At 62.3% G+C, this 13,439-nt stretch carries 12 protein-coding genes; 1 reads left to right on the top strand and 11 read right to left on the bottom strand.

Annotation, left to right across the window (positions count from 1 at the left end):
• Positions 1 to 125: 125 nt before the first annotated feature.
• The 6 genes from QTL56_RS09925 to QTL56_RS09900 all read right to left on the bottom strand — a co-directional run bounded on the left by QTL56_RS09925 (position 126) and on the right by QTL56_RS09900 (position 6,779).
• Positions 126 to 1,550, bottom strand: a complete 1,425-nt coding sequence (locus tag QTL56_RS09925; RefSeq protein WP_245135958.1) for a gamma-aminobutyraldehyde dehydrogenase — start codon at positions 1,548 to 1,550, stop codon at positions 126 to 128.
• 70 nt (positions 1,551 to 1,620) lie between these two features.
• A complete protein-coding gene (locus QTL56_RS09920) occupies positions 1,621 to 2,436 on the bottom strand; it encodes an ABC transporter permease (protein ID WP_245135961.1) in 816 nt (271 codons plus the stop codon).
• Positions 2,426 to 3,376, bottom strand: a complete 951-nt coding sequence (locus QTL56_RS09915; RefSeq protein ID WP_245135963.1) for an ABC transporter permease — start codon at positions 3,374 to 3,376, stop codon at positions 2,426 to 2,428. The genes QTL56_RS09920 and QTL56_RS09915 overlap by 11 nt, the downstream gene beginning before the upstream one ends.
• Positions 3,373 to 4,362, bottom strand: a complete 990-nt coding sequence (locus QTL56_RS09910) for an ABC transporter ATP-binding protein (protein WP_245135965.1) — start codon at positions 4,360 to 4,362, stop codon at positions 3,373 to 3,375. The genes QTL56_RS09915 and QTL56_RS09910 overlap by 4 nt, the downstream gene beginning before the upstream one ends.
• Before the next feature lie 183 nt (positions 4,363 to 4,545).
• Positions 4,546 to 5,703 (bottom strand): ABC transporter substrate-binding protein, encoded by a 1,158-nt coding sequence (locus QTL56_RS09905; RefSeq protein WP_245135968.1) that lies wholly within the window; start codon positions 5,701 to 5,703, stop codon positions 4,546 to 4,548.
• Positions 5,704 to 5,870: 167 nt separating this feature from the next.
• On the bottom strand, positions 5,871 to 6,779 hold the full coding sequence (locus tag QTL56_RS09900) for a LysR family transcriptional regulator (protein WP_229574954.1): 909 nt from the start codon (positions 6,777 to 6,779) through the stop codon (positions 5,871 to 5,873).
• A 186-nt stretch (positions 6,780 to 6,965) separates the two neighbouring features.
• Here QTL56_RS09900 and QTL56_RS09895 point away from each other — a divergent pair, with 186 nt between their 5' ends.
• On the top strand, positions 6,966 to 7,862 hold the full coding sequence (locus QTL56_RS09895) for a DMT family transporter (RefSeq protein WP_229574648.1): 897 nt from the start codon (positions 6,966 to 6,968) through the stop codon (positions 7,860 to 7,862).
• A gap of 29 nt (positions 7,863 to 7,891) precedes the next feature.
• On the opposite strand, the gene arsA is transcribed toward QTL56_RS09895, so the two are convergent.
• The 5 genes from arsA to QTL56_RS09870 form a co-directional block, all read right to left on the bottom strand.
• Positions 7,892 to 9,658 (bottom strand): arsenical pump-driving ATPase, encoded by a 1,767-nt coding sequence (arsA, locus tag QTL56_RS09890; RefSeq protein ID WP_280640720.1) that lies wholly within the window; start codon positions 9,656 to 9,658, stop codon positions 7,892 to 7,894.
• Positions 9,659 to 9,739: 81 nt separating this feature from the next.
• On the bottom strand, positions 9,740 to 10,600 hold the full coding sequence (locus QTL56_RS09885; RefSeq protein ID WP_229574647.1) for a metal ABC transporter permease: 861 nt from the start codon (positions 10,598 to 10,600) through the stop codon (positions 9,740 to 9,742).
• Positions 10,597 to 11,505 (bottom strand): metal ABC transporter permease, encoded by a 909-nt coding sequence (locus QTL56_RS09880; RefSeq protein ID WP_245135970.1) that lies wholly within the window; start codon positions 11,503 to 11,505, stop codon positions 10,597 to 10,599. The genes QTL56_RS09885 and QTL56_RS09880 overlap by 4 nt, the downstream gene beginning before the upstream one ends.
• Positions 11,486 to 12,373, bottom strand: coding sequence for a manganese/iron ABC transporter ATP-binding protein (locus QTL56_RS09875; RefSeq protein ID WP_370660338.1), 888 nt, complete (start codon positions 12,371 to 12,373; stop codon positions 11,486 to 11,488). Before QTL56_RS09875 ends, QTL56_RS09880 begins: the two co-directional genes overlap by 20 nt.
• Positions 12,370 to 13,257 carry a metal ABC transporter substrate-binding protein gene (locus tag QTL56_RS09870; protein ID WP_245135972.1) on the bottom strand — a complete coding sequence of 296 codons (888 nt, stop codon included), beginning with the start codon at positions 13,255 to 13,257 and terminating at the stop codon, positions 12,370 to 12,372. The genes QTL56_RS09875 and QTL56_RS09870 overlap by 4 nt, the downstream gene beginning before the upstream one ends.
• Between the last annotated feature and the right edge of the window lie 182 nt (positions 13,258 to 13,439).

The raw sequence follows: 13,439 nt of genomic DNA, 5'->3' as shown, positions 1-13,439 counted from the left end.
CCATTATATCGGCGGCGTTTTGTCCCCGCCACCGATTTGCCATGTCAGGGTAAACCGCGCCGTTGAAGGGCAGGATTTCGCAATCGGAAATCCCACCCTTCTCGCCCCGCAGGCCCCCACGGAACTTAGTGCGCGATCATCACATGGCGCACGGTCGTATAATCTTCCAGCGCATAGACCGACATGTCCTTGCCATAACCCGACTGCTTCATGCCGCCATGGGGCATTTCGTTGCAGAGCATGAAGTGGGTGTTGATCCAGGTGCAGCCATAGCGGAGTTTGGCGGCGGTCTGCATAGCGCGAGAGATGTCCTTGGTCCAGACGGAAGACGCAAGGCCATAATCGCTATCATTGGCCCAGGCGACGGCCTGTTCGGCTTCGGTGAAGCGGGTGACGGAAACCACGGGACCGAAGACTTCGCGGCGCACGATCTCGTCGTCCTGGCTGGCGCCGGCGATGACGGTGGGCGTGTAGAAGAAACCCTTGTCGGAGCCGAGCTTGCCGCCGGTGACGACCTCCATGTGCTTGTGTTCGGCAGCCCGTGTGACGAAGCTTTCGACGCGGTCGCGCTGACGCTTGGAGATCAGCGGCCCGATTTCGTTTTCGGCATCATCCGCCTGATTGAACTTGATCGTGGAGACGGCGCTCGCGAGATCGGCGACGAAACGGTCGTAGATCTTGTCGGCCGCATAGATACGGCAGGCAGCGGTGCAGTCCTGGCCGGCATTGTAAAAGCCGAAGGTGCGGATGGCCTGGACGACGGCATCGATATCGGCGTCGTCATGAACGATGACGGGCGCCTTGCCGCCGAGTTCGAGGTGGGTGCGCTTCACCGTCTTGGCGGCTGCCGTCATTACCTTCTTGCCGGTGGCGATATCGCCGGTGATCGACAGCATCTGGATTTTTGGGTTATTGATCAGTGCATTGCCGACGCTTTCGCCGCGGCCGAGTATGACATTGACCACGCCTTCCGGCAGGATGTCGGCCATGACCTTGGCGAGCTTCAGGGCCGTCAGCGGCGTCTGCTCGGAGGGCTTGAAGACGATGGTGTTGCCACCGGCAAGCGCGGGTGCCAGCTTCCAGGCCATCATCATCAACGGGTAGTTCCAGGGTGCGATCGAGCCGATGACGCCGACGGCATCTCGGCGGATCATCGAGGTGAAGCCAGGCAGGTATTCACCTGACACCGGCGCCTGCAAGGTGCGGATCGCGCCGGCGAAGAAGCGGTAGCAATCGACGATTGCCGGGATTTCATCGTTCAGGACGGCGTTGATCGGCTTGCCGCAGTTCAGGCTTTCGAGCGCGGCGAAACCGGCGGCATCCTTTTCGATCGCATCGGCAATGGCGAGCAGGTAACCGGCGCGCTGGGCGGGTGTCGTCTGCGACCAGGAGACGAATGCGCCTTCGGCGGCATCGACGGCCGCCTCGACCTGGGCAAGCGAGGCTTCCGGGAGATCGACGATTGTGTCGCCGGTCTTGGGGTTCAGGATCTTTTCGTCCGTCTCTGTGCCAGCTTCGAACTTGGCGCCGATCAGCATCTGGGTGTCCATGTCGTTCTCCCTTTTATCAGACTTCAATTGCGAGACCGGGCGTTGGAAGCGGCTCGGTGCCGGTGGTTTATCATTTGCCGCTGCCCGCGATCTGGTCAGTATCGCGAGTCAGATAGTAGGCGGCCAGGATCGGCAGGAAGGTGACAATCACGACGATCATCGCCACGACATTGGTGACGGGGCGCTGGCGCGGGCGGATCAGTTCTTCCAGCATCCAGATCGGCAGGGTCGATTGCTGGCCGGCGGTAAAGGTGGTGACGATGACCTCGTCGAAGGACAGGGCGAAAGCGAGCATGCCGCCGGCGAGGAGGGCTGTTGCAATGTTCGGCAGGATCACATGGCGGAAGGTCTGGAAGCCGTCGGCGCCGAGATCCATCGAGGCCTCGATCAGTGAACCGGAGGTGCGGCGAAAGCGGGCGACGGCGTTGTTGTAGACGACGACGACGCAGAAGGTCGCGTGGCCGAGGATGATCGTCCAGAAGGAGAAAGGGATATCCGCCAGCGAAAAGGCAGAGCGCAGCGCAATGCCTGTGATGATGCCGGGAAGCGCAATGGGCAGGATGACGAGCAGCGAGACCACTTCGCGGCCAAAGAACTTGGTGCGGGCGACGGCGGCGGCTGCGAGCGTGCCAAGTACCATGGCAATGACGGTGGCGATGCTCGCGACCTTCACCGAAAGCGTCAACGCTTCCCAGATATCCGGGCGGTTCCAGGCGACGGCGAACCACTTCGTGGTGAAGCCCGGCGGCGGCCACTGGAAGCTCTTCTCCTCGGTGGTGAAGGCATAGACGAAAATCAGGAGGATCGGCAGGTGCAGGAAGGCGAGGCCTGCGCCGGCCGCGAGTTTCAGCGACAGGCCTGCGGACTGGGAGCGGTCAGAGCGCATCGAAGGCCCCCATGCGTTTGGCGATGGTGAGGTAAATGCCCATGATGACGATCGGAACCACCGAGAAGGCGGCAGCAAGCGGAATGTTGCCGGCTGTCCCCTGCTGGGCATAGACGGCCTGACCGATGAAGAGGCGCGAGGTGCCAACGATCTGCGGGATGATGTAATCGCCCATGGTCAGCGAGAAGGTGAAGATCGAGCCCGCGACAATGCCTGGCAGCGCCAGCGGAAAGAGCACATGGCGGAAGGTCTGGCGGGAATCTGCACCAAGATCGCCTGATGCTTCGATCAGGTTGCCCGGCACACGTTCCAGCGCTGCCTGGGTGGGCAGGATCATGAAGGGCAGCCAGACATAGACGAAGACGATGAAGGTGCCGAGATAGCTGATCGACAGCGAATTGCCGCCGATAACGGGGATGGCGAGCAATCCGTCGAGCAGCCAGGTGAGGTGCAGCTTGGCGAAGATCCAGGTGAGGATGCCTTCCTTGGCGAGGATCAGCTTCCAGGCATAGACCTTGACGAGGTAGCTCGACCAGAGGGGCAGCATGATGCCGAGATAGAAGACAGCCTTCCAGCGGCCCTTCGCATACCGCGCGGCGTAATAGGCGATGGGGAAGGCGATGACGGCAGAGGCGAGCGTCACGGCGGCCGACATCAGAAGCGTACGCAGGATGATGTCGAAATTGGCGGGGCGAAGGAGCTCGCCATAGGTCGAAAACGTGAATTCGTAGTTGATCAGCCCTGAGAACTCATCGATCGAGAAGAAGCTCTGCAACAGGAGTGCGAGCAACGAGCCGACATAGATGATGCCGAGCCAGAGCAGGGGCGGCACCAGCATCAGGACCAGCAGCAGGTTGGGCCGCCGCCAGAGCTGATCCGAGAGCCGCCCCATCAGGCCCTGACGGCCATGGGTGATGGCGGTTGAGGAGATTGCCGTCATGTGCCGGCCTCCATGTAATGCAGGTCGGTGGTGAGCCAGGCAATGCGGATGCTTTCGCCAGCTTGCGGCGCGGACTGGCCGGCAGGCAGGGAGATCGTCAGGGCGGTCACCGCCGTTTCGACGAAGAGTTTGGTGGAGGCGCCAAGGAAGCTGGCCGAGCGGACGGTCGCCTCGACGCCGCCTTCAGAGACGATGCGGATGGCTTCGGGGCGCAAGCTTGTCCAGCGGGCCTCGCCACCCAGTGCCTTCATTGCGTCCGGTGCAATCACATTCGAGGAGCCGACGAAATCCGCAACAAAGCGGGTGCGGGGGCGGTTGTAGATTTCGTGTGGTGTGCCGGCCTGAATGATCCTGCCATCGTTGAAGACGGCGACGCGGTCGGCCATGGACAGGGCCTCGCCCTGGTCGTGGGTGACGAAGACGAAGGTGATGCCGAGCGAGCGCTGAAGGCTTTTCAGCTCCTCCTGCATCTGCTCGCGCAGCTTCAGGTCGAGCGCGCCGAGCGGCTCGTCGAGCAGGAGAACCTTCGGCTTGTTGACGAGGGCGCGTGCAAGGGCCACACGCTGGCGCTGGCCGCCCGAGAGCTGGCCGGGTTTTCGGGTGCCGTAGCCCGGGAGCTTGACCATGTCGAGCGCCTGTTCGGCCTCACGGTGGCGCTCGGCCCTGGCCACGCCCTTGACCATCAGGCCATAGGCAACATTGTCGAGGATGTTGAGATGCGGGAAGAGGGCATAGTCCTGGAAGACCGTGTTGACGTTGCGGCGATAGGGCGGCACGCCTTCGGCGGTTTCGCCGAAGATCTCGATATGGCCTGTCGTCGGTTGTTCGAAGCCGGCAATCAGGCGCAGGCAGGTCGTCTTGCCCGAACCGGAGGGGCCGAGCATGGCGAAGAACTCGCCGGGCTCGACGGTCAGGTCGACGGCATCGACGGCTTTCACGCTGCCGAAATGGCGCGAGACCTTCGAGAAGGAGACGGCTGCGGACATCAAGGGCTCCAGAATTTCCATGAGTGCCGGCAAAAGGCCAGCGTTGGTCTTCACCCTCCCCGTGAGGGGAGGGTCGGACCGAAGGTCCGGGCTGGGGTAACCACCAGCGTCACATCAGGCTGTTGATCACCCCGACCCGCGCGTTCCGCGCGACCTCCCCCCTTTCAAGGGGGAGGCGGGATGTTACCGTCCGCCGATCACGCCGATATAGTCGGAGACCCAGCGGTGGTAGGGGACGCATTCGTCCTGGCTTTCGCATTTGGAGACCGGGGTCTTCCAGAACCTGATCTGTTCGAAGTTCTCAAAGCCATTGGTCTTGCAGCCGTCGTCGGTCAGCAGGGCATTGCCCTTGCAGGCGGCGGGAACCGAGGGAACCGTGCCGAACCAGGCGGAGACGTCGCCCTGGACCTTGGGCGAGAGCGAATGCTCCATCCACATATAGGCGCAATTCGGGTGCTCGCTCTCGGCATGCAGCATGGTTGTGTCGGCCCAGCCGGTGACACCTTCCTTCGGGAAGACCGAGGCGATCGGCTGATCGGCCTTGAGGAGGTTGACCTGGAAGGGCCAGGAGCCGGAAGCGACCACGCCTTCGTTCTTGAAGTCGTCGATCTGGATGAAGGCATCGTGCCAGTAGCGGCTGACGAGCTGGCGCTGGCCACGCAGCAGGTCAAGGGCTGCCTTGTACTGGTCTTCGTTCAGCTCGAAGGGATCCTTGATACCGAGTTCCGGCTTGTGGAACATCAGGTAGTTGGCAGCGTCCGCCACATGGATCGGGCCGTCATAGGCCTGGACGCGGCCCTTGTTCGACTGGCCGTCAGCGAGCGTCATCTCTTCGAAGACGACGTTCCAGCTGTCGGGGGCTTTGTCGCCGAAAGCCTTGGTGTTGTACATGAGCACATTCGGGCCCCAGACATAGGGCGTGCCGTAGTGCACGCCGTCCTTGGTGTGCCAGGGGGCGTTCTGCAGGCGCTCGTCGATCGTGCTCCAGGAGGGGATGAGGGCGGTGTTGATCGGCTGGACGCGCTTGCCGGCGACGAGGCGCAGCGAGGCATCGCCCGAGGCGGTCACGAGGTCGAAGCCGCCTTCGTTCATCAGGGCGACCATTTCATCCGAGGTGGCGGCGGTCTTCACCGAAACCATGCAGCCGGTCTTCTTTTCGAAATCGGTGACCCAGTCGAAATTCTTGTCGGTTTCGCCGCGCTCGATATAGCCGGCCCATGCGACGATGGAGAGGGCGCCTTCGCCCGGAACCAGTTCCTTCAGCGGCTCCTGTGCGACGGTAACGGTGGTCAAACTCAATACGGAGGCAAGGACGGTGCAGGATTTCAATAACGACTTCATCGTGAGGTCTCCCGGTTTGCGAGGGTCGCGTTTTCGCGGCCATTTGTTCCCAGGAGAAAGTTGCCGCGAATTTACCGCATTCGCAAATTCATTCGGCAGAATGGCGGTATCGGTTTTTCCGATGGCTGGGGCACTTCAGCCGGGTTGGTCACAATGGGGTGATTACCTCACCTCACTCTTCCACTCCGGCTCGCCTCGGCAATGCCGACGAAATCGCGTGCCGATTGCGGCAGGCTGGAGCCCTTGCGCCAGACCATACCGACCTGCACCACGGGAAGCGAGCCTGAAACATCGCGGCTTTCGATGCGGTCGCCTTCCAGCGACCAGGGGCGGTAGACAAGATCGGGCAGGAGGGCCACGCCGGCGCCGGTGGCGACGAGGCTGCGGACCGCTTCCACCGAGCGGGTGCGAAAGGCGACATGCGGGCGGGCGCCGAGTGCCGAGAGCAGCTTTCCGGTATTCTCTTCGATTTCGTCCACTGTCAGCATAATCAGCGGCTCCTTGGTGATGTCGGCAATCGAGATGATGTCGGCGGACACGAGCGGATGGCCGATCGGGAGCCAGAGGCGATAGGGCGAGGTTTCCAGGATTTCGGCCTGCAGCGCCATGCGGTCGCGCAGGTTGGAGATCACCATGACGGCGACATCGAGTTCGCCGCCGATCAGCAGGTGTTCCAGATAGGAGCCGTTGTCTTCCAAGGCCGAGACTTCCACGCCCGGGCAGGCGCGGCGGTATCGTGCGAGCAGATCAGACAGCACGTAACCGGCGACGAGCGAGGTGACGCCGATGTTGAGCGTGCCGCCAGTGCTGTTCTGGGTCTCGGTGAAAACGTTTCGCGCATCGGAGACATCCGCCAGGATCTTCGTCGCGTGGCGGAGGAACTGGTGACCGTTATAGGTGATCGTCAGGCCGCGCGGATGGCGCTCGAAGAGTTCGACGCCGAGATCGCCCTCCAGTTCCTTGATCGCCTCGGTAACCGAGGACTGGGAAATCGACAGGTTCTGGGCGGCGCGGGTCACCGATCCCTGTTCGGCGACGGCGACGAAATACTGCAACTGACGGAGGGTGAAGGCCATGGCCTTTTGAAGCACGGCACCCGTCCCGAGGCAAGGCGGGCGGCACGCCGGTGGTGAAGCGGTTGTCAGGTTACTGGGCAGCTATGCAAAACTACACTGGTCAAAGTGTGTCGAGGGTGTAGGATCACCTTGCCCGCGCCGTTGGTTCGCCCACGGATCCCTCCTCGTGCAAAGCTTCCATTACCCATGAAATCGACGCCGCTCGGTTACCTCTTCACCTTCCTTGCCTTTTCCGTCTTCGCCACGCAGGACGGCCTGTCCAAACATTTGGGGGAAACGCATTCACCCGTGCAGGTGGCGATGGTGCGCTACTGGGCCTTTGTCGCCTTCGCAGTTGTTCTTGCGATGCGGTCGAACGGCGGATTGCAGGCAGCCGTCAACACAAAGCGGCCTTTTCTGCAGATCCTGCGCGGGCTCATGCTGTTTTCGCAGATCCTGATCTCGATCGTCGCCTTCACACAGGTGGGGCTTGCCCAGAGCCAGGCGATCTTTGCGGCCGGGCCGATTTTCGTGGCGCTTCTCTCCATGCCGATTCTCGGCGAAAAGGTCGGCTGGCGGCGATGGACGGCAATCCTGTTCGGCCTCGTGGGCGTGGTGATCATGCTGGCGCCCAGTGGCGACGGGTTCAATTCCTATATCTGGCTGCCGCTGGTCTGTGCCGTGCTGGGCGCGGTCTACGGGATTGCCACGCGGCTCGTCAGTCGTGACGACCAGCCGTCGACCAGCTTCTTCTACATTGCGATTGTCGGTTTCATCGGGTCGAGCCTGCTCGGACCCTTTTTCTGGACGCCGTTTTCGCCCACCGGCTGGGGCTTGATGATCGGCCTCTGCTGTACCGCTATCATCGGGCATATGGCGCTGATCAAGGCTTATGAAGAACTGGATGCCGTGATCGTCCAGCCGATCTCCTACTGGCAGCTCGTGCTCGGAGCTATGATAGCGGTAACGGTGTTCGGCGAGGTTCTGCGCTGGAACACAGTGGTTGGCGCCGTCATCGTTGTCGGCGCCGGGCTGTTCACCGTCTGGCGGGAATGGGTCGTGTCGCGCCGCGCGCGGCGGGCGGAGGAAGTGGGGCGGGTCTGACTTGGTGGAGACTGACGCCAGAGCGCCCCTCAGTCATCCGAGACCTTTCGCAATTCGTCCAGCCCCACTGGTGCAACAGCCCGGAAATCCAGCCCGTAGACCCGGCTCGCGCAATCACGTTTGACCCTTTCGATCTGGGCCTTCTCTCCCCGGATGCGGGCGCGCAGAAGCGGATCGCGGGTGCCGGTGATTGCCATCGACTTGTTGATCACCCAGCCATAGGGCGAAATACCGGCACGGCGCAGATCGTCCTGCAAGGCTGATGCTTCCGAGACTGGTGTCGTCTCTGGCAGTGTAACGAGCAGCACGCGTGTAAAGGCGGGATCCTGCAGGCGCATCAGCGGGGTCACCATGCGTCCGGGGGCGGTGTCATCGAGATGGCGTGTCATCTGACGGTGATAGGCGCCGGTTGCATCGAGCAGCAGCAGCGTGTGGCCGGTGGGCGCCGTGTCAATGACGACGAAGCTCGATCGGGCTTCACCAACGACGCGGGAAAAGGCGTGGAAGACGGCGACTTCCTCGGTGCAGGGCGAGGCAAGATCCTCACGGAGCAAGGCTTGGCCGGCGTCATCGAGATCGCGGCCCTTGGTCGACATGATCTTGTCGATGTAGCGGGCCGTCTCTGCCTCGGGATCGATGCGGTCAACGGTCAAGCCGGGCATGGCGCCTGGGCCGACGACGAAGGAGAGGTGGGCCGCCGGGTCTGTCGTGGTCAGGTGGACGGTGTGGCCACGGGCGGCGAGCCCGACGGCGACGGCTGCAGCGACAGTGGTCTTACCAACGCCGCCCTTGCCCATGACCATGACGAGACCCTTGCCGCTTGCCGCGATTTCATCGACCAGCGTTGCCAGACCGGGAAGGTCGGTGATTTCAAAGATGTCGTCGGCGGGGTCAGCGGCAAGGTTGATGGCGGTGTCCGACAGGAGCCCGCGCAGGGCATCGAGCCCCACCATATCGAAGGGCTTGAGGGCAACCTCGTCGCGGGGGAGCGATGCCAGGGCAGGAGGGGGGTCCGTCAGCGCCTTGGTCTGTTCTGCCGCGAAGGCTTCGGCCACATGATCATGCGGATCGGTCGGCGTGAAGCGACCGTTGACGGCGAGCATCTGGTTGGAGAGGCCGAGCTCGGAGAGTTCTCCGGCGGTTCTGGCGGCCTCGCGTATCGCGCCGCGATCGGCGCGGGTCACGAGCACGATGGTTGTTCGGGCGGGATCACCGAGACATTCGAGCGCCGTGCGGAAGCGCTCCTCCTGCATCTTCAGTCCGGAATGCGGCCCAAGACAGGAGGCGCCACGTTCGTTGGCCTCGAGAAAACCGGTCCAGGCCTTGGGCAGGCTGAGGAGCCGCAGGGTGTGGCCGGTCGGGGCCGTGTCGAAGATGATGTGGTCGAAGCGGGGATCGTCATCGGCCAGCAGGCCGACAAATTCGTCGAAAGCGGCGATCTCTGTGGTGCAGGCGCCGGAGAGCTGTTCGCGCACGGTGGCCCGATCCTTGTCGGTGGTGTCCGGCCCCATCTGGCCAAGAACGCGTTGGCGGTAGTCCTCTGCGGCCGCCTCGGGATCAATGTTCATGGCGAACAGACCCGGCACCGCTGGCACGGGGCCGGGAACGCTGCCCAGCGTCACGCCGAGCATTTCGTCGAGATTGGAGGCGGGATCGGTGCTGACGAGCAGGATCTTCAGGCCATGATCGGCGAGCGCAATTGCGGTTGCGCAGCTGAGCGAGGTTTTACCGACGCCACCCTTGCCGGTGAAAAACAAGTGGCGGGTGGGCTTCTGCAGCAGTTTCATCGTCGACATGGTCATCCATCCTCGCATTGACGGGGCGAGCCTAGCCCGTCATTGCGCATGCCGACTTGATCCATGCCAAACGCTGAAATATCAGGTCTCCACTTCGGCTGCCGCGATGCGGTTGACGCGCCGGGCTTGCCAGAGTGTGCGGAAGAAGGCGAGGATGAAGATGCCGCTCATGATGAGCACGATCGTCGGAGCGGGAGCGCTGTCGATGAAGAAGCTCACATAGATCCCAGCCACAGAGGACGCGACCGCGACCGTCACGGCGGTGATCAGCATGGCCCCATAACGCTTTGTCAGCAGGAAGGCGATTGCGCCGGGGGCGACGAGCATCGCGACGGAGAGGATGATGCCGACAGCCTTCAGGGCGCCGACGACGACGAGCGAGAGCACGGCAAGCTGGCCGTAATGCAGCAGGCGCACCGAGAGGCCGATGGCCTGCGCATGCTGGGGATCGAAGGCGTGGACAAGCAGATCCTTGCGCAGGACGATCAGGAACAGCGTGGCGAGCAACGCGATCAGGCCTGTTTCGATCACGTCCCAGGGCAGGAGGCCGAGCATGTCGCCGAAGAGGATATGGTCGAGATGGACGGAGCTTTCGACCTGAACGTAGAGCACGAGGCCGAGGCCGAACATGCCGGAGAAGACGATGCCGAGCACGGTATCTTCCTTGATACGGCTGTTCTCCTTGATGAAGCCGGTCAGAAGCGCGCAGACGAGACCGGCGATGAAGGCCCCGATGGCGAGCGGGATGCCGGCGATGTAGGCGATGACGATGCCCGGCAGCACGGCATGGGAGACGGCGTCACCCATCAGCGACCAGCCCTTCAGAACCAGCAGGCAGGAGAGGAGGGCCATCGGGATCGCAATTAAAAGCGTGACGACAAAGGCCGACTGCATGAAGGGCAGCTGGAACGGCAGTATGGCGAGTTCAAGGGTTTCGCTCATGCCGGGCGCTCCTCACCGATGCGATGGTTCTCTGCCGTTTGATGCATCGGCACGGGCTCCAGTGCTTCGCGGGCGCGGCTGCGGGCTGCGAGCATGCCGTGTTTGGGAGCAAAGAGGAAAGCTGCAAGAAAGATAACAGTCTGCAGGACGACGATGATGCCGCCTGTCGCGCCGTCGAGAAAGTAGCTTGCATAAGCGCCAATGAAGCTGGTGCCCGCTCCAATACCGAGCGCCATGAGGATGAGCCGCTGGAAGCGGTCGGTGAGCAGATAGGCAGTGGCGCCGGGTGTAACAACCATGGCTATGACGAGGAAGGCGCCGACCGTCTGCATGGCGGCGACGGTGGAGGCGGCGAGAAGGGTGAAGAAGATCACCTTCAGGCGCTCGGGCTTGAGGCCGATCGAGCGGGCATGGTTCTCGTCGAAGAAGGTGACCATCAGGTCCTTCCATTTCAGGGTCAGCACGAGCAGGCTGACGCCGCCGATCAGGATCAGCTGCAGCGTGTCGGCAGGCGTGATGGCAAGGATATTGCCGAGCACGATGGTCTTGATGTCGATCGAGACGGGCGAGATCGAGACCATGAAGAGGCCGAGACCAAAGAAGGAGGTGAAGATCAGGCCAATGATCGCGTCTTCCTTCAGCTTGGTGCGCTGGTTGAGGAAGAGGATGGCAAGCGCTGCCAGACCGCCGGAGAGGAAGGCGCCGAAGGCGAAGGGCAGACCGAACATGTAGGCGCCGGCAACGCCTGGCACGATGGCATGGGAGAGCGCATCGCCGATCAGCGACCAGCCTTTCAGCATCAGATAGGCCGAGAGGAAGCCACAGACCCCGCCGACCAGCGCGCTGACCAGGATGGCGTTGCGCATGTAGTCATAGGTGAAGGGTTCAATCAGGGTCGCGAACATCGGCGGCTCCCTGTTTCGGCGTGCCGTAGATGACGAAGGGGCGTTCGTCGTCGGTGATGACCTTCACCTCGCGGCCGTCTTCATCCTCGTGCAGGTCGGTGCCCGAGAGCACGAAGTGGCGCAGCGCGCCGCCGAATGCGGTCTGGAGGTTGTCTTCGGTGAAAATGTCCTCGGTCTTGCCCGAGGCGATGACCGTGCCCTTGACGAAGATGGTGCGGTCGCAGAAGTCGGGCACGCTGCCGAGGTTGTGGGTGGAGACCAGCATGACGCGCCCCTCGGCGCGCAGGTCCTTCATCAGGCCGATGATCTGATCCTCGGTGGTGACATCGACGCCGGTGAAGGGTTCGTCGAGCAGAATGACCTGTCCTTCCTGGGCGAGCGCGCGGGCCAGGAAGACGCGCTTGCGCTGGCCGCCGGAGAGTTCGCCGATCTGGCGTTTGCGGTAGTCGCTCATGCCGACGCGGGCAAGCGCCTCGTTGACCAGCTGGTGATCGCGTTTCGAGGGGATGCGCAGAAAATTCATGTGGCCGTAGCGGCCCATCATCACGACGTCTTCGACGAGGACGGGGAAGTTCCAGTCGACCTCTTCCGCTTGGGGTACATAGGCGACGAGGTTCTTGCGCAGGGCTTCGCGTACGCTCATGCCAAGCACACGGATTTCGCCCGCGGCGACGGGCACAAAGCCCATGATCGCCTTGAACAGGGTGGATTTGCCAGCGCCGTTGACGCCGACCAGCGCAGTGATGGTTCCTGGCGGAATGACAAAGCTTGCATGGCGCAGCGCCGTGTGGCCGTTGCGATAGGTGACCGTCACATCTTCTGCGGCGATCCCTTCGCGGTTGCGTCTTGCGCCCGAACCCATGATCATCCGGCAAATCCCTTCACGATGGTCGAAACCGTCACCTTCAGGAGATCCAGATAGGTCGGGACCAGACCGTCCGCCTCGCTCAGCGAGTCCACATAGAGGACGCCGCCATAGCGGGCGCCGGTTTCGGCTGCGACCTGTCTGGCCGGTTTGTCGGAGACAGTGCTTTCCGAGAATACGACGGGGATCTTGTTTTCGATCACCTGGTCGACCACTGCCTTGACCTGCTGGGGCGTGCCCTGGCTGTCGGCATTGATCGGCCATAGATAGAGTTCCTTCATGCCGAGGTCGCGGGCGAGATAGGAGAAAGCGCCTTCGCTGGTCACGAGGAAGCGCTCGTCCTCCGGGATCCTGGCGATTTCGGCCTTCATCGGTTCGATTTCGGCGCTGATCTGCTGCGAATAGGTGCGGGCATTGGCCTCGTAGATCGCCGCGTTGGCGGGGTCGAGATCGGTCAGCGCCTTGCGGATGTTCTCGACATAGACGAGTGCATTTGCCGGTGACATCCAGGCATGCGGATTGGGCTTGCCTTCATAGGCGCCGCCGGCAATGCCCATCGGCTCGACGCCGTCGCTTACGGTCACGGTCGGAACATCGCCGAGATTGACGAGGAACTTTTCGAACCAGGCTTCGAGGTTCAATCCATTGCGCAGGACGAGATCGGCGTCTCGGGCCTTCAATATGTCGCGCGGTGTCGGCTGATAGCCGTGAATTTCGGCGCCGGGTTTGGTGATGCTTTCAATGGTCGCGGCATCGCCTGCGACATTCCGGGCGATATCTGCAATCACGGTGAAGGTCGTGACGACCTTGGGTTTGTCGTCGGCGGAGGCCACCCCCGGCAGCAGGAGCGCCAGGGCGAATAGACGGCAGGCAAGCTTCAACACCATGTTCATTCCTGTTCTTGCAAGTCATTCGCATTAAAATCTATAGCGCTTCTTGCTGATGTCAATGCTCTTGCAAATCATTTGCAAAAACTGCTGCCAAATTGGCTGTGCCGGAACTGGAAATGCCCGGTTAAAGGTTCCGCAAGGAGAGGGACGTATGGTGCCGCTCAGTATTGCGTAAACAG

The sequence above is a fragment of the Peteryoungia algae genome (assembly GCF_030369675.1).
Lineage (GTDB): Bacteria > Pseudomonadota > Alphaproteobacteria > Rhizobiales > Rhizobiaceae > Allorhizobium > Allorhizobium algae.
Note: the sequence above shows the minus strand (reverse complement) of the source record. Positions and strands in the feature narration are given on the sequence as shown.